The 15290-nt window shown below is 52.5% G+C and carries 17 protein-coding genes; 4 read left to right on the top strand and 13 right to left on the bottom strand.

Going from position 1 to position 15290, the window contains the following annotated elements; genetic code table 11:
- Positions 1-6: 6 nt before the first annotated feature.
- From VA597_RS07655 to VA597_RS07625, 7 genes are all read right to left on the bottom strand, one after another.
- The gene (locus VA597_RS07655; RefSeq protein WP_128742175.1) at positions 7-1146 is read right to left on the bottom strand and encodes an acyl-CoA dehydrogenase; all 1140 of its coding nucleotides are present in this window, start codon (positions 1144-1146) and stop codon (positions 7-9) included.
- Between the two features lie 287 nt (positions 1147-1433).
- Positions 1434-2273, bottom strand: coding sequence for a 3-hydroxyacyl-CoA dehydrogenase family protein (locus VA597_RS07650; RefSeq protein WP_128742174.1), 840 nt, complete (start codon positions 2271-2273; stop codon positions 1434-1436).
- A gap of 34 nt (positions 2274-2307) precedes the next feature.
- Complete coding sequence (locus VA597_RS07645) at positions 2308-3084, bottom strand: enoyl-CoA hydratase-related protein (protein ID WP_128742173.1); 777 nt, start codon at positions 3082-3084, stop codon at positions 2308-2310.
- Between the two features lie 38 nt (positions 3085-3122).
- Positions 3123-4307: an acetyl-CoA C-acetyltransferase gene (locus tag VA597_RS07640; protein WP_128742172.1), complete on the bottom strand. Its 1185-nt coding sequence runs from the start codon at positions 4305-4307 to the stop codon at positions 3123-3125.
- Positions 4308-4622: 315 nt separating this feature from the next.
- Positions 4623-5261 carry a phosphoribosyltransferase gene (locus tag VA597_RS07635; RefSeq protein ID WP_128742171.1) on the bottom strand — a complete coding sequence of 213 codons (639 nt, stop codon included), beginning with the start codon at positions 5259-5261 and terminating at the stop codon, positions 4623-4625.
- 101 nt (positions 5262-5362) lie between these two features.
- Positions 5363-6556: an alanyl-tRNA editing protein gene (locus VA597_RS07630; protein WP_164918987.1), complete on the bottom strand. Its 1194-nt coding sequence runs from the start codon at positions 6554-6556 to the stop codon at positions 5363-5365.
- Positions 6553-7053: an NUDIX hydrolase gene (locus VA597_RS07625; protein ID WP_128742169.1), complete on the bottom strand. Its 501-nt coding sequence runs from the start codon at positions 7051-7053 to the stop codon at positions 6553-6555. Before VA597_RS07625 ends, VA597_RS07630 begins: the two co-directional genes overlap by 4 nt.
- A 194-nt stretch (positions 7054-7247) precedes the next feature.
- On the opposite strand from VA597_RS07625, the gene VA597_RS07620 reads away from it, so the two are divergent.
- The 3 genes from VA597_RS07620 to VA597_RS07610 are packed head-to-tail and all read left to right on the top strand — an operon-like array spanning position 7248 to position 8545.
- A complete protein-coding gene (locus VA597_RS07620; protein ID WP_128742168.1) occupies positions 7248-7736 on the top strand; it encodes a DUF2975 domain-containing protein in 489 nt (162 codons plus the stop codon).
- A 9-nt stretch (positions 7737-7745) separates the two neighbouring features.
- Complete coding sequence (locus VA597_RS07615) at positions 7746-8021, top strand: helix-turn-helix domain-containing protein (protein WP_128742167.1); 276 nt, start codon at positions 7746-7748, stop codon at positions 8019-8021.
- Positions 7997-8545: a hypothetical protein gene (locus tag VA597_RS07610; protein WP_128742166.1), complete on the top strand. Its 549-nt coding sequence runs from the start codon at positions 7997-7999 to the stop codon at positions 8543-8545. Before VA597_RS07615 ends, VA597_RS07610 begins: the two co-directional genes overlap by 25 nt.
- A 44-nt stretch (positions 8546-8589) precedes the next feature.
- On the opposite strand, the gene cphA is transcribed toward VA597_RS07610, so the two are convergent.
- The 5 genes from cphA to VA597_RS07585 all read right to left on the bottom strand — a co-directional run bounded on the left by cphA (position 8590) and on the right by VA597_RS07585 (position 13940).
- Positions 8590-11235: a cyanophycin synthetase gene (cphA, locus tag VA597_RS07605; RefSeq protein ID WP_243112674.1), complete on the bottom strand. Its 2646-nt coding sequence runs from the start codon at positions 11233-11235 to the stop codon at positions 8590-8592.
- Positions 11219-12037, bottom strand: coding sequence for a cyanophycinase (locus VA597_RS07600; RefSeq protein WP_128742165.1), 819 nt, complete (start codon positions 12035-12037; stop codon positions 11219-11221). Before VA597_RS07600 ends, cphA begins: the two co-directional genes overlap by 17 nt.
- 5 nt (positions 12038-12042) lie before the next feature.
- Positions 12043-13164, bottom strand: coding sequence for a beta-aspartyl-peptidase (gene iadA, locus VA597_RS07595; protein WP_128742164.1), 1122 nt, complete (start codon positions 13162-13164; stop codon positions 12043-12045).
- A gap of 172 nt (positions 13165-13336) precedes the next feature.
- Positions 13337-13657, bottom strand: coding sequence for a FlxA-like family protein (locus VA597_RS07590; RefSeq protein ID WP_164918985.1), 321 nt, complete (start codon positions 13655-13657; stop codon positions 13337-13339).
- An 88-nt stretch (positions 13658-13745) separates the two neighbouring features.
- A complete protein-coding gene (locus tag VA597_RS07585) occupies positions 13746-13940 on the bottom strand; it encodes a hypothetical protein (protein ID WP_326975614.1) in 195 nt (64 codons plus the stop codon).
- A 543-nt stretch (positions 13941-14483) separates the two neighbouring features.
- Between VA597_RS07585 and VA597_RS07580 the strand changes: the two genes are divergently transcribed.
- The gene (locus tag VA597_RS07580; protein WP_128742161.1) at positions 14484-14699 is read left to right on the top strand and encodes a hypothetical protein; all 216 of its coding nucleotides are present in this window, start codon (positions 14484-14486) and stop codon (positions 14697-14699) included.
- A gap of 417 nt (positions 14700-15116) precedes the next feature.
- Here the strand turns inward: VA597_RS07580 and VA597_RS07575 are convergent, their stop codons facing one another.
- A complete protein-coding gene (locus VA597_RS07575) occupies positions 15117-15278 on the bottom strand; it encodes a hypothetical protein (RefSeq protein WP_164918984.1) in 162 nt (53 codons plus the stop codon).
- Positions 15279-15290 lie beyond the last annotated feature (12 nt).

The raw sequence follows: 15290 nt of genomic DNA, 5'->3' as shown, positions 1-15290 counted from the left end.
GACGTCTCACTTCAGAGCGTATTTGGAGATGACCATTTTCTGAACCTCGCTGGTTCCTTCATAGATTTCGGTGATCTTCGCGTCACGCATCATGCGCTCCACCGGGTATTCGCGCATATAGCCGTAGCCCCCGTGCAGCTGCACACAGCGGGTCGTCACTTCCATCGCGACGGCCGCACAGAAAAGCTTGGCCTCGGCCGCTTCCAGCGAAACACTTTTCTGGTTATCTTTTGCAATGGCTGCCTTGTAGAGAAGCAACTGTGCGGCCTGCGTTTTCGTGAGCATTTCGGCAATTTCAAATTGAGTGTTTTGGAATTTCGCCAAAGGACGGCCGAACTGCTTTCTCTCCTTGACAAATTTGATCGTCTCGTCCAGCGCGCCTTCCGAAAGGCCGAGGGCCTGCGCCGCGATCCCGATGCGCCCTCCGTCCAGCGTCGTCATGGCGATGATAAAGCCTCTTCCTTCCTGCCCAAGCAGATTTTCCTTCGGAACAATGCAGTTTTGAAAAATCAGTTCGCAGGTAGAGGAGCCGCGGATTCCCATCTTTTTCTCTTCCCTTCCAACGGAGAAGCCCTGGAATCCCTTTTCGACGATAAACGCGGAAATTCCGTGGTTGCCAAGGCTCCGGTCGGTCATGGCGAAGATCACGTAAACATCGGCACAGCCGGCGTTTGTAATGAAGACCTTACTTCCGTTTAAAACATAATGATCGCCCTCCGGGACCGCCTGGGTCCGCTGGGCGGAAGAATCGGTCCCCGCGTCCGGTTCGGTCAGGCCGAAGGCGCCCAGATATTCTCCGGAGGTCAGCTTCGGCATGTATTTTTTTTTCTGTTCCTCCGTACCGTATTTGTAAATCGGCCAGGTACAAAGGGAAGTGTGAATGGAAAGGAGGGTGCTCGACGTACAGCACGCCTTTGCCACTTCCTCCACACAGATTGCATAAGTCAGCGTGTCACAGCCCTGACCGCCCAGCTCTTTTGGATAGGGAATCCCCATAAAGCCATATTTGCAGAACTTTTCATACGCCTCTTCCGGAAAGCGTTCCTTTTCGTCCACATCCCGCGCATACGGCTTCACTTCCTTTTCAGCGAAATCCCTGAAAAGAACACGAGCCATCTGATGTTCCTTGCTCAGCTGAAAATCCATATCCATTCCTCCAAACTCATGCCGGCCTGACACTGTTTCTGCTCCAGAGGCCACTGCATATTGTGCAGACACCTTGTCCTGCGGATTATTCAAATATATCACAATCTCTTCCGGGGTGCAATTCAACATATTTAAATTCTGCAGTTCATCCATACGAAGAAAAGCAGGCACATCGCTGTACCTGCTTCTAACAAATTCAAGAACCATTCCGGATTTTCAGCAGATTTTCACGTCCGTCTGTTCCGGCGCTAAAAACAGTCCATGGACAAAGAGCGCGAAATCCGGTCTTACTTGCTGTAATCGTAAAAGCCCTTGCCGGTCTTCATTCCAAGCAGGCCGCCGCGCACCATCTTTTTGAGCAGCGGATGGGGACGGTATTTCGGATCTCCCGTCTCATTCTGAAGAACTTCCATAACTGCAAGAACAATGTCCAGGCCAATCAGATCACCGAGAGCCAGAGGGCCCATCGGATGATTCGCGCCAAGCTTCATGGCGGTGTCAATATCTGACGCGGAAGCCGTGCCGTCGGCGTAAATGCCGACCGCCTCGTTGATCATCGGAACCAGAATGCGGTTTACGACAAATCCGGCGGCCTCTTTGACCTGGACCGGCGTTTTGCCGATCTCCGCGGCAATCGCTTTTATTTTTTCCACAGTGGAATCGGGAGTGGTGATGCCGGCGATCACTTCGACGAGCTTCATGACGGGAGCGGGATTAAAGAAATGCATTCCGCAGACAGGCCGGTCAAGGCCGCTGGAAATCTCTGTAATGGATAGAGAAGAAGTATTTGTCGCAAAGAGGCAGTCCTTCTTGCAGATACCTTCCAGTTCCTTGAACAAAGCCTTCTTAATGTCCATCCGCTCCAGAGCCGCTTCCACCACCAGGTCACAGTCGGAGGTAATTTCCTTCGTGCCGGTTGTGATTTTCGCGAGGATCGCATCCGCCTTGGCCTGATCCATTTTTCCTTTGGAAACAAGCTTGGTCAGATTTTTTTCGATTTTCTTTTTGCCGCCGGCTGCCAGTTCCGTGTTGATATCACAGAGTTTAACAGAATAACCCTCCGTCTGAGCAAACGCCTGTGCAATTCCGGAGCCCATAGTTCCCGCGCCAATAACGCCAACGATCATGATAAAAGCCCCCTTCGACTTGATTTATAATTTTTTATTCGTTAATGAAAGGATCCGGTTTTCTCTTCTCGCAGAAAGCTGTCATCGCATTCTTCTGGTCCTTCGTGTCCAGGCAGAATCCAAACAGTTCCGCTTCCAGAGAAACGGCCGTGTCAATATCCATCTGCAGGCCGAGGTTCATCGCCTTTTTGCACTGCCGCACCGCAATCGGGGCGTTGCGCGCGATCTTGCCCGCAAGCTTCAGGCATTCGTCCATCAGCTGATCCGCCGGATAAACCGCATTGACCAGGCCGAGCTTCAGCGCCTCGTCGGCTTTCACCTTGCCGCAGGTATAAATCAGTTCCTTGGCTTTCCCGACGCCGATCGTGCGCGCAAGGCGCTGCGTCCCGCCGAAGCCCGGCGTGATGCCGAGCCCGGCTTCCGGCTGACCGAACAGAGCGTTTTCCGAAGCGATGCGAATATCGCAGCTCAGCGACAGCTCGCATCCGCCGCCGAGAGCAAAGCCGTTGACGGCCGCAATGACAGGGATCGGAAGTTTTTCGATTTTGCGGAATACGTCGTTCCCGCGTTTGCTAAACGCCCGGCCCTGCTCTTTCGTCATCGTGCTCATCGCGGCGATGTCCGCGCCGGCGACAAAAGACTTCTGCCCGGCGCCCGTGATAATAACGCAGCGGGTCTTATCCATGTCGATGGAATCGATTGCCGCTTCCAGATCTGCAAGGACCTCGTCGTTCAGGGCATTCAGGGCTTTTTCGCGGTCAATCGTGACAATCCCGACCAGGTCCTGCTGTTCATATTTCACATACCCCATGTTCAATGCCTTCTTTCATAAAATGTTGGGCGAACGAATCAGCCTTCCACCTTAACAACAGTCGCAACGCCCATGCCGCCGCCGACGCAAAGCGTGGCAAGCCCCAGCTCGCTCTGTCTTCTTCTCATTTCATAAATCAGGGTGGTGAGGATACGCGCGCCGGAGCATCCGACCGGATGGCCGAGGGCGATCGCGCCGCCGTTGACATTCGTCTTATCCATATCAAAGTTCAGGTCATGGGCAACCGCCAGGGTCTGAGCCGCAAAAGCCTCGTTCGCCTCCACCAGATCCATGTCGGAAACCTTCATGCCGATCTTCTTCATCAGCTTGTTCGTGGCCGCGACCGGCCCGATTCCCATGTAAGCCGGGTCAACGCCTGCCCAGTCGCCGCCGACCCAAGTAGCCAAAGGCTTTACGCCGAGTTCCTTCGCTTTTTCCTCGGACATCAGAACGATAGCGCAGCCGCCGTCGTCAATACCGGAAGCGTTGCCGGCCGTGACCGTTCCGTCCGGTTTGAAGGCCGGTTTCAGTTTTCCAAGAGTCTCCATGGTTGTTCCGGGACGGATATCCTCATCGGTTTCAAACAGAACAGTCTGTTTCTTCATTTTGATTTCCATCGGAATGATTTCTTCCTTGAACTTGCCTTCCTTCGTGGCTTTTTCCGCACGATTCTGGCTCAGGACGCCGAACTGGTCCTGCATTTCGCGGGTAATTCCGTATTTCGCGGCAACGTTTTCGGCCGTGACGCCCATATGATAATGATTGAACGTATCTTCCAGGCCGTCATAAATCAGGGAGTCAATTAACTTACCGTCGCGCATACGGTAGCCGAAACGCGCGTTCTTAAGCAGATAAGGCGTGCCGTTCATGTTTTCAATTCCGCCCGCGACGATGACATCCGCTTCGCCTGCCAGGATCATATCTGCGGCGACATTGATGCTTTTCAGGCCGGAACCGCACATATTGTTCAGCGTAAAAGCAGGTACCGGAATCGGGATTCCAGAGTAGACGGACACCTGACGGGCAATGTTCTGCCCGACACCGGCCTGATACACGCAGCCGAGGATGACCTCATCCACCTGGTCCGGCTGAATGCCCGCACGCTTCATCGCCTCTTTGACCACTGTGGTTCCGATGTTAACTACCGGTACGTTGGACAGAGTGCCACCGAATTTTCCGATTGCCGTACGGCATGCGCCTGCTAACACAATTTTCCTTGACATAAATTGTTCCTCCATTCTTTTAATCCTTATAAAAAATAAAATAATGCCGATCTTGCTGTCGATTCCACGAACTATGTTAAATATATCACAATATGTTTCAAGTTGCAAGATGAATTTAAAATTTTAAAATAAAATTTGGATATAAAGTCAACAAACCTGCCAATATTGTAAAATTGATTCCATAATTTACAAGCCGCCCCAGGCATGAACAAAGCAACGCAACCGCAAAATCTCGGAGCAATTTTGCGGTTGCGCACCAGGCTGCAAACCGGCGGGCTAAACCCAGGCGGGACACAGTTTCCGCGTCCGCCCTCCTCACACTTTTGAATAGCCGTAGCTATTGACGATTGCATCAATTTTCTGGCCGTTTTTGCAATATGGACAGTCAAGGACAGGATAAGTGCAGTAATTCGGCAGATCTCCGCTGGTAAAAACGGAGTTGACCTGTACTCCGCTGATCTCCGAAATCGCACTGAAAATCGCGGAAGTCCCGACGATTTTGCCTCCGTAATACCGGATGCATTCCAACGACCGGTTGATCGTCTTGCCCGTGGTTGCGGAAGCGACAAGAAGGAGAATATTCTTATTCCATACCATATCCTGCACATTGTCGCGAAACAGGAGCTGCCCGTTTGGAAATTCAGGGGTAATCACATTGAGATCCGTTCCGACATTCATGGAGGACATTCCCGATTTGGAAAGTTCCTCTGCCAGAAAAGCCCCGATCACCTCGCAGCCGTCCATGCAGACAATGGTATCCACCGCGACCGTATTAACGTACTTCTGAGCCATGACCTCCGCCGCCAGCTTTGCGATTTTGTGTTTGTGCTTGATTCCCGTCATATCAATATAATAGTTGACATGAGAATGCGAAGTTGCAAAATGTCCCGGGATCAGATTCAAAACGATTTCCCGATTGTGAATACAATGAACCTGAATGGTCCTGCTTTCCATTGCGGCACACCACTTTTTCAATAAATATTTTATTCATTATAGCATTTCTTTTCCCATCATGCAATATTTTTGCAGCTTGCCTCAGAATATTTTGTATGGTTTTACCTTGCCGCTTCGAATTCCGTACAATGAAAATCCTTTTTCTCAAAAAATGAAATAATATCCTTTTGCATTCCACGGACAGAACCCTGCACCAATTCCTTCGGGCCGCCCCCCCTGCCGGAAAAAGCGGAGGACAATTCCGTCGCGTACGGCCTCACGTCGCGCACGGCATCCGAAACGGCGTAGCGGTACCCCTGCGCGTCACTGCCGGAAAAAACGGCCGCGGTTGCCGAACATCGCTTTGAGAGGGCCAGGGAAAACCGGCGGATCTCATCCGGAGCCAGATCGTCTTCAAAGGCCAGTATGCTCCCGCAGCCCGAAGGAAAGGTGTTCGCCCTTAACTGAAAAAGTTCCGTCTGAAGGACGGAAAGCCTTCGTTTCAGATCCGAATTTTCCTGCAGCAAATGCCGGGCGGCTTGCTCAATGTCCGCGGGTTTGGCCGAAAGCAGCACGGAAACCGCAGAAACACCCTCCAGCCGTTCGCCGTAGTCCCGCAAAGCCTGTCCGCCGCATGCCATGGTCAGCCTGGTCCCCCCCTTGTAATGCTGGGAGAACAGCAGCTTGATCGCCCCGATTTCCCCCGTCCGGGTCACGTGAGTCCCGCAGCAGGCGCAAACATCGAAACCCGGAATTTCCACAATGCGTACTTTTCCGGTCAGTTCCTTTTTGCTGCGGTAAGGGATTTTTTCCAGTTCCTCCCCGGAGGGATACATCACTTTTATCGCAAGGTCCCGCCATACCGCCTCGTTTGCCAGCCGCTCAATCAGCGCGAGCTGTTCTGAAGACAGTTCCCCATTCAGGTCGACCGTCAGCGTCGCATCGCTCATATGAAAGCCGACATTGTCCAATCCGTACAGACGGTGCGCCAATCCGGAGACGATGTGTTCCCCGGTATGCTGCTGCATCAGGGCAAACCGGCGCGGCCAGTCGATCCCGCCCGACACCAGGGCGCCCGGCGAAATGGGCCTGTCCGACGTATGGACAATCACGCCGTCTTTCTCCTGCACGTCCAGGATATTGGCAAAGTTCAGAACGCCCCGGTCGGAAGGCTGCCCTCCTCCCTCCGGATAAAAGGCGGTGCGGTCAAGAATCAGCAAATACCGCTCCTCCTTCGGGATGCACTCCAGCACATGTGCCTGGAACGTCCTGACTTTCGGATTTAAATCATAAAGCTTCTCCGTTTCACGGTTCATTCTTTTTTCTCCTTTTCTTCCAGCCATTCGTAAAACCGGGTGCAGGCCGGAACCACAATCCCCCGACGGCACATGCCTTCATATTCCGTGCGGCTCACCCATCTGGCCTGCGTCACTTCCCGGGGCTGAAGGCAGAGCGAATTCAGCGCCGGGTTTTCCCGAAACAGCCATACGTCGATCCATGTGTTTCCGTCAAGGCCGCTGTGCAGAAGAGAGGCGTCCCGCTCCGAATAGGACACCCCGATTTCCTCCCGAAGTTCACGCAGCACAGCCTGCAGACTGGTTTCCCCCGCCTGCGCGCCTCCGCCCGTGCATTCCCAGCAGCCGCCCCAGACCTTGCCCGGATGGCGTTTTGTCATTAAAACGCGGCCATCCGGGCCAAGGCTCCAGGCGTAAACGACCAGTCGGAAATCATCCGGCCGCATCGGGACGCCGCGCGGCCAGACCCGCCCTGTTTTGTTTCTGTCCTTGTCATAAACGTCGCAAAGCTCCGGCAAGCAGATTCCTCTTTCCCCGATTGTTTTTTCTATTATACTCCGGCTCCGGCATAGAGGCAACCGAATGCGGCGGAATCGCTTTTTCCGGCCGGGCAAGTCATCTGTCGCACCGTTTTTCAAGATTATTATATCGTTATTCGATAAATTTATATTGATTTTCGGAATATACTGTTTTATAATACCACAGTAAGGAGATGATGGAACTGAAACAGACGGAATTATCGAAATGGCTGAAAGGCATCATCGTATTTGCCGGACTCATCGGAGCCGCCCTGTGTTTTTGGATCGTGCCGGCATTGGGAAAAGAAACCGCGCGGGAAAATCCGGGACTGAGCGGTCTGTTCCGGCCTTGTCTGACTTTTGTCTGGATCACCGCTGTTCCCTTCTATTTTGCACTTTGGAAATCATGGCAAATCTGCCGGGAAATCGCAAAAGACAACTCTTTTTGCAGAGAAAACGGAAAACGTCTTCGGGACATCGGCGCGCTGGCCGTCTCGGAAAGCCTGCTTTATTTCGCGGCCGCCGTCATCCTGCTGATTCTGAAACTGCTTCATCCGGGTGTCCTTCTTCTGATTTTGTTTATCATCTTCGCCGGAACAGCGGCGGCGGTCGTATGCGCGGCCCTTTCGCATCTTGTTGAAAAGGCTTGCGATTTGAAGCAGGAAAACGATCTGACGATATGAGGAGCCAAAATGCCAATCAGAGTAAATTTAGACGTGATGCTGGCGAAACGAAAAATGAGCGTGACGGAGCTATCCGAAAAAGTCGGGATTACTATGGCCAATCTGTCGATTTTAAAAAACGGAAAGGCCAAAGCGATCCGCTTTTCCACCCTGGACCGAATTTGCACCGTGCTGAAATGCCAGCCCGGCGATCTGCTGGAATCTGTAAGCGACGATACAAAGTCCGGTTCCGGACCGGATGAATCAAGGAGGCGTTTTTCATGCGCCGGCGAAAACCGGTCCTGAGGGCAGTATTGATCGGGCTGGGTACGGCATTGGCCGGACTGACGATTCTCTATTTGCTCATTTTCCGTGTCTTTGACCCGCAGACTCAAGAAATATCACAGGTTGAAAAAAACTTGAAGATTGCCGTTCCCCGTAATTCTTCCGTGATCGAATACAGCGATTCCACCGGTTGGTTCGGCGACGGCGAAGTTGATATCGAGGTCGCATTGCCTTTGGACTCGGACGAAAAAGAGATGGGAGTCACCGGTCAAAACGCCTGGCATCCCCTGCCGATGCCAAAGGATCTTACCATGCTGATTTACGGAGGGGACGAGGGAACGACCATTCAATACGGCGGGCTGGGAAACGATTGGATCAAAAAAACAAAAAGCGTCCAAACCGGCGCCTATTTCTTTCTGGACCGAAACGAAACGGATCTCCGCGAAAAAATCAGTCCGCTGCAAAACCGCTACTCTCAGGATTTCACCTTCGCACTGTACGACTCAAGCGCAAAAATTATTTATTTTTACAAATATGACTCTTAATACTCCCAGGCAGAAAGAAAAGCCCCGCAACGGCGGGGCTTTTCTTATGATATCTGCACTTTCTCCCGACGCGGCACCTCCGGCGGACAAAGGTCTACTTTTTCCGCTCCCACGGAATCCAGATACTGTTTCAGCGGCCCCAGCTTTTCGTAGAAAACGACAATCAGATCACCGTTTTTTGCGTTGGAAACGGCGGCTTTCAGCGCTTCCAGCTCTTTCTCGCAGACTGAAATCCGTTTTTCGGGAAAACTGTTTTCCGTGATCGTTCGGTAAAACAGCCCAGCTACTTCGCCTTTTTGTCTCCCCCGCAGGTCTTCGTCCTCTTTTACATAAATTTGATCAAACGATTTTGCGCAAAGCTGTGCGGTATCCCGAATCGCCGCGTCGCTCCGGTCGCCCGGCATGCCGATGACGCCGACCAAACGACGGTGCTCCATTCTTTCGCAGGTCCGGATGACGGTCTCATATCCGGGCCGGTTGTGCCCGTAATCCAGCATCACGAAAAAACCGCCAAGGCGGTACAGGTCGAACCGCCCGGTATTCATCCGAAAGCTCTTCAGCCCCTCCGCAATGGTTTTCGGTGGAATATCCAACGCGATGAGCGCCGAAACGGCTGCCAGGCTGTTTTCCACATTGCAGCGGATCAGGCCGCCTCCGGTCACCGGGATATCTGAAATCCGAATCAGCTCCCGCTTTTCCCCGTCCGTTTGGATCAAAATTCTCCCATTCTCTTCATAAACCCGGACACAGTTTTTTGGCACAAAGACATCCGTCTTGGGATTGCCGGAAAACAGAATCACTCTGGAACGCACCCGTTTTAAAATCGTCGGCGTCATCGGATCGGCCGCGTTCAGGACAGCGCAGCCGTCCTTCCTGACGGCTTCGACGACCAGAGATTTGACAAAAGCCAGGTCCTCCAGCGTTTCAATGCCGTTCAGCCCCAGATGGTCGTCGGCGATATTGGTGATCACGCCGACGTCGGCAAGATCGTATCCAAGCCCCTCCCGCACGATTCCGCCGCGGGCCGTCTCCAGAACCGCGGCTTCCACCGTCTTATCGGACAACAGGGACTCGGCGCTTCGCGGGCCGGAATTGTCTCCCGCGCAGACGCATCGCTCCCCGATAAAGGTCCCGCTGGTGCTCGTCATGCCGACGTTGAGCCCCGTCATGGAAAGCACGTGATGGATCAGGCGCACGGTCGTGGTCTTTCCGTTTGTCCCGGTCACCGATACGATGGGAAAGCGGTATTCCTGCGGAAAGAGTTGGTCCACAATATCCTTTGCAACGTTTCTCGGCGCCCCTTCGCTCGGATACAGGTGCATCCGGATTCCCGGGGCAGTGTTGACTTCCACGATGACTCCGCCCGTTTCCCGAATGGACTGCGCGATATCCTCCGTGACAAAGTCTACCCCCGCGACGTCGAGACCGATCACCTGCGCGGCGCGGACGGCAAATTCCGCGTTTTCCGGGTGGATGATGTCCGTGCAGTCGGTCGCGGTTCCTCCGGTGCTGAGGTTGCCGTTTTTTCTCAGCAAAACAGTCTCTCCCTGTTCCGGGATATCCTCCGGCGTCTTCTTTTGTTTTTTCAGCTCCTCCAGAGCCACCTCGTCCAGGCGGATTTTGGTGAGCGGTTTTTCATGCGCCTCTCCGCGCTCCGGATCGCTGTTTTTCCGTTCGATCAGCTCTCGGATCGTATGGCGTCCGTCCCCTGTCACACAGGCGGGCCGACGCTCCGCGACGGCACGGACCCGGTCTCCGACAACCAGCACGCGGAAATCCTTTCCTTTCACATACTGCTCCACGACGGCCCCGGTGCTGAATTTCGCCGCGTTCCGATAGGCGGCCCGGATTTCCTCTTTGCCGCTCAGATTCAGGGAAACGCCCTTGCCCTGATTCCCGTCGATCGGTTTGACAACGGCCGGCAGGCCGATCTGCATCGCCGCCATTTCGGCGGAAAGCTCCGAGTAGACTGTTTTCCCGTAGGGAACCGGGATTTTATTTTTGTTCAGAATGGATTTCGTCAACTGCTTGTTGGAAGAAAGATCCGCGGAAATACAGGGGGTCATATCGGTCAGGGTGGACTCAACCAGATGGCTGTATTTCCCATATCCGAGCCGGACCAGGCTTTCATGCCCGATCCTTGTAACCGGGATCCCCCGTTTTTTTGCTTCTTCCACAATTGCGGAAGTGCTGGGCCCCAGCTCCGCATTCAGGGAAATTCCACCCAGATAGTCCAGAAACTCTCCGGTGTCCACTTCCTGGTTCCCGAGGAAGCGGTTCAAAATGAAAACGGCGGCTTTCCCGCATTCCAGGCCGCAGACCTCGTTGATATACTGATAAACCAGATAGTATTTTGACGGTTCTTCTATGGTCCTGGTCTTTCCGAAGCTGACGTCATAACCGAGCATCGCCTGCATCTCAAGGATTGTATGCTCCAGAACGTGGGCCAGGTAAGTGCCCTCCTCCAAACGCTTCAGGAATCCCCCTTCGTACCCAAGGCTGCAGAAATTCTTTTTGAGCCCGGGAAAAGCGGAAAGAAGCTTTTCGTTGAAGCCGGGGATATCCTTCGTCGGAATCGCACCGTATTTTCCGATATCCACAACCATTTTCATCACCGGTTTATGACTGTAAATATTCCTTCCCCGATAATATCGGTGGTCGAGGATCTGAATCCTATCGCTTTCCATCATTCAGTCGCAAAACCTTTCTATTTTTCAGTTCAAAGCCGTAGCCCTTCGGAAGAGTGTGCACCGTGACACCCGTAATCATCAGCAGCTCGTCTGGATTCAATTCGGAAACGTTTGAACTCTGAATGGTTTTCCCGTCCAGAATGGTCACGGCATTGGAGCCGATCACTTCAAAATGCTGGTCCGGGTAAAGTTTGATCGCCGTATCTTCATCGATCCCGACCCCGAGCACGTCCGGGTTTTCGGCAATGCCGCACAGCAGCCTTCCAAAGCGGCCCCGCTGATCAAAGTGCTGGTCGATCATCACTCCGCTCAGCAGCCCGAGGCCGGGCGCCATTTTCAGCGTGCATTTGCGGGCCGGCTCATTGTCGTTTCCCTGGACGACCATTGTGGAAGTCATGGCCGACGCCCCGGCGCTGGTCCCCATGATGACGCCTCCGCTGCGGTAGAGATTTTTCAGTTCCGCGTTCACTCTGGTTCCGCCCAGGATGCTGGTGATTCTGAGCTGGTCTCCGCCCGTAAAAAAGACACATTTCGATTTTGCAATCGCCGCCCCGTTTTCCGGGTCTTCCGCCTGTTCACGGCTGCTGATGTCCAGAACAATCACGTTTTTCATTCCGAGGCCGGTAAAAGCCTCCCGATATTTCCGCCCTGCCGCCTGCGGCTGCTCCGTCGCCGTGGTCAGTACGGTCAGACAGTCCGAGCCGGAAAGCATTTCCGGAGCCTGTCTTAAAATGACGCTCTCCCCTGTTTTGTCCTCCGCACCCCCAATAATGATCAAATAACCCTTCGGGAGATCCTCCATATCATTCACTCCTCCGGACGGACAGCACGCCCGTCCTCCACGGTCTGTCTGCCCCGGCAGAACAGCTTCCTCAGATTGTAACCGCAGTCCAAAACCGCGATATCGGCATCCGCGCCTGCCCGGAGCGTTCCTTTTCGCGGATATAACTTCAGTATTTTCGCGACATTTTCCGTCACAAAACGGAACGCGGTTTCCGGCAGGACCCCCTTCTCGAGGATACAGCCGCGGATATCGTCAAACAGCTCCTGAATCTTCCCCACTCCTCCTGTCGGGACGCTTCCGTTCGAGTCGGAACTGACGGTGACCCTGGAAAGGTCCATCCCGCTTTTTACCAATATTTCGATTGCGTCCGGAACGGGGATCCCATGCGTCTCCCCGGCCGTCAGGTCAATATTTCCTCCCGCTTTACAGTATTCCATTGCCTGTGTGAACAACTCCCGCTGACGGTTGACATGCGTCGGAACAAACATTTCCATCGGCAGATCCGTCTGGTCCAGAATATCCCGAAGCAGACCCAGCCCTCGTTTTCCCTCTCCGAGATGGATATGGACGACGCCCGCCTTTCCGGCGATCATCCCGCCGGCGTGGACGGCCGAGGCAAGTTCCGCCAGTTCCGATACGCTCGGCTGGGAGGAGCGGTGATCGGCAATCGCGACCTCCCCGACGCCGATCACCTCATTCACCATGATCAGGTCATGAAGGATGTTCTGGGTCAGAGAAGCCATGGGAAAAGTATAACCGCCGGAATAGATATAAGCGGTCAGTCCCGCTTTTTGAAGGCTTTTTGCCTTCGCAAAAAGATTTGCGGGATCTTTGGTACAGCTGTCAAAGCCAAGAAGGCCGACCAAAGTGGTCACGCCCGACAAAAAAACATCGTCGGCAGCAATGTCCCCGATCCTGCTGGCAAACCCCTGTTCGCCTCCGCCCCCCACAATATGGACGTGCTGGTCGATCAAGCCGGGAAATGCTTTTAGCCCTCCACAATCAATAATCCGGTCAAGAAACGGGCAGTTTCCCCACCTTCCAACCGGATCGATACTTTCTATTTTGTCTTCCGCGATTAATATATCCTTTTTCCCGCTGTACTGCGGGCAATAACACTCAGCGTCTTTCAGAAGCGCAATCATGGCAACCTTCCGTCCTTGTTATTCGCAGGATAGTTTTTGCGAACGAACGGTTTTTATACTTAAAAAGCTTTGCCTTTGGATGTTTTCAATCGCCGCAGCCGTTATCGGCGGATTTCCCGGACTGCAAAAAACCCCGGCCGCTTTTCCAGCAGCCGGGGGTTTTTTGCCGCGATTATACAATCGTATCAAGAACACTCGTTTCCGTCGAATTTTGCGCCTCCGCAGATGTCGCGTTCTTCTGTTCCTGTGCGGAAGCTGATCTTTGCTGGTTTTCAATCTGCTGAATCTGTCTTTCAATCGCCGAGATCTGCTGCTGGTACATCTGGACCAGCTCGGAGTTTTCGTCTGATGAATTTTTCTCCAGGTCTTCCAGTTTTTCCTGCAGTTTCTTCTCCTGTTTTTCCAACTGTGAAATTTCCGTTTGACTGTTTGAGCTGCCGCTCGTACCGGCGGCATAATAGCCGGATGTTCCTGAAATTGATGATATGGCCAAAACGATTCATCCCTTCCTGCTGTTCTTATTAGTATTATCGGCACCGGACGAGAAAACATTATATGAAAACAATGAGAGCATGATGAGATTACAGGTGAGTTTCCATATCCCTGTCAATCAAAGAATTCATATACGCATTCAGGCTCATGCCCAGCGACTCCGCCCGCGCTTTGATTTGAGCTTTCCGTCCTTTTTTTACCCTGAAGATGACATCATCCATTTTTTTCAGATATTTTCGATTGGCTTTTATTCTTGCTTCGCTCATCATGTCACTCATTCCCATTCGTTTTTAATTCTAGACGGCACTTTATTTCAACTCCTTTAATATAGAAAAAGATTATGAATAATTCTATGGTAAAAAAATGAATGCACTATATCCAAATGATGAAAATTTCATAAAAGCAGTGGGACAAAACACTCGATAAAAGTTAAAAGACACTGAAATGCATCGGAATTCCTCTCTCAAATTACAATTTCGCATTCCGCAGTGCAATATTGACAAGCTTCGCGGCAAAAACATATGATAGAGCAGTCCTCTAGGAAAGAAGGGATTTTTGAGATGTGCTGCTGGCTGATTCCTCTGCTGGCTTTTGGCGGCTGTGGCTGCCGCTGTGGTTGCCGCTGCAGATGCCGTTGTGGATGCCGCAGATTTTAATTGACTGAGCGGCACGGTGTCCCGCCGGCCGGGCGCCGTGCCGCACTAATTTTTCTTTGTAATCGACAGCCGGCGACAATTTCCACCCTTGAAGACTATATTTTTTTTTATTATACTATAGTCGGGACACAGGAAAGAAAGGTGAAAATGATTGGAGAAAGGATGTCGTACATGAAAATTCTTGTACCAAAAAATGAAGTGGAAAAAAAGCTGTTACAGGCCCGAAACGGCAATTTGATTGAGTTCTGTATCGTCCCTTCTCAGTTCGATTCCGGCAATTTCAGTCCGGCCTTTCTGCACCTCGGCGCTGTACATAACGACGGGACCTATGAAGATCTGGAAAGCATTTACGAATACAGGAAACTGAAGCTTGTAAAGCCGTTATGAACTTCTGGTTTCGGGTGCCAAAGATCTCCGTTCAGCACCTGTACCGCTGATCAAGCCGTGTACGGAACAGCGTTAAGAAATGCATAAGGCAGCAATAAAGAACGACGCAAACGGTTGATACGAAATCGGTATCAGCCGTTTTTTGTTCCGGGCCTCTCGGTTCGCCCCCAGCCGCCGCGCCGGTTCAAACGGAGGGCACAAAACACCGCCTGCTGCAAAAAGGAACCCGTCTCCCGCATGATGCGGGAGACGGGTTCCAAGGACTTATTTTTCCCAACAGGCCGGCCTCCGGCTTTCCGAAGCTCAGCAGTCTATTGCTCTCTTTTGATGTTAAACATCCTGCGCAGCAAAAAGCTCCAGAATTTCGAACTCCGTACGACGACAACCTTCATGAATGTATCCCTCCCGGAAATATGTTCAGCACCCTTTGAAAAGTGCGATGCCCAACGTGATGATGATAATGGACGCTAAAAGCATGATCAGTCCCATAGGGCAAAAGCAGGAAAGGAGTAATCCCAAGCCAAACGCCACAATATAGTGCGCCCAGCTTTTTGTATCGATCTTGTGCCTGCCTCCCATATGCTCACCGCC

The sequence above is a fragment of the Caproicibacter sp. BJN0012 genome (genome assembly GCF_035986805.1).
Lineage (GTDB): Bacteria > Bacillota > Clostridia > Oscillospirales > Acutalibacteraceae > Caproicibacter.
The sequence above is the reverse complement of the archived record's forward strand: the minus strand, read 5'-3'. Positions and strand labels throughout refer to the sequence as shown.

Excerpts from the sequence above, each read along its gene's own strand:
- VA597_RS07655 (WP_128742175.1), bottom strand. The coding sequence starts at position 1,146 with ATGGATTTTCAGCTGAGCAAGGAACATCAGATGGCTCGTGTTCTTTTC.
- VA597_RS07650 (WP_128742174.1), bottom strand. The coding sequence starts at position 2,273 with ATGATCGTTGGCGTTATTGGCGCGGGAACTATGGGCTCCGGAATTGCA.
- VA597_RS07645 (WP_128742173.1), bottom strand. The coding sequence starts at position 3,084 with ATGGGGTATGTGAAATATGAACAGCAGGACCTGGTCGGGATTGTCACG.
- VA597_RS07640 (WP_128742172.1), bottom strand. The coding sequence starts at position 4,307 with ATGTCAAGGAAAATTGTGTTAGCAGGCGCATGCCGTACGGCAATCGGA.
- VA597_RS07635 (WP_128742171.1), bottom strand. The coding sequence starts at position 5,261 with ATGGAAAGCAGGACCATTCAGGTTCATTGTATTCACAATCGGGAAATC.
- VA597_RS07630 (WP_164918987.1), bottom strand. The coding sequence starts at position 6,556 with ATGAACCGTGAAACGGAGAAGCTTTATGATTTAAATCCGAAAGTCAGG.
- VA597_RS07620 (WP_128742168.1), top strand. The coding sequence starts at position 7,248 with ATGATGGAACTGAAACAGACGGAATTATCGAAATGGCTGAAAGGCATC.
- VA597_RS07615 (WP_128742167.1), top strand. The coding sequence starts at position 7,746 with ATGCCAATCAGAGTAAATTTAGACGTGATGCTGGCGAAACGAAAAATG.
- VA597_RS07610 (WP_128742166.1), top strand. The coding sequence starts at position 7,997 with ATGCGCCGGCGAAAACCGGTCCTGAGGGCAGTATTGATCGGGCTGGGT.
- cphA (WP_243112674.1), bottom strand. The coding sequence starts at position 11,235 with ATGATGGAAAGCGATAGGATTCAGATCCTCGACCACCGATATTATCGG.
- VA597_RS07600 (WP_128742165.1), bottom strand. The coding sequence starts at position 12,037 with ATGGAGGATCTCCCGAAGGGTTATTTGATCATTATTGGGGGTGCGGAG.
- iadA (WP_128742164.1), bottom strand. The coding sequence starts at position 13,164 with ATGATTGCGCTTCTGAAAGACGCTGAGTGTTATTGCCCGCAGTACAGC.
- VA597_RS07585 (WP_326975614.1), bottom strand. The coding sequence starts at position 13,940 with ATGGGAATGAGTGACATGATGAGCGAAGCAAGAATAAAAGCCAATCGA.
- VA597_RS07580 (WP_128742161.1), top strand. The coding sequence starts at position 14,484 with ATGAAAATTCTTGTACCAAAAAATGAAGTGGAAAAAAAGCTGTTACAG.
- VA597_RS07575 (WP_164918984.1), bottom strand. The coding sequence starts at position 15,278 with ATGGGAGGCAGGCACAAGATCGATACAAAAAGCTGGGCGCACTATATT.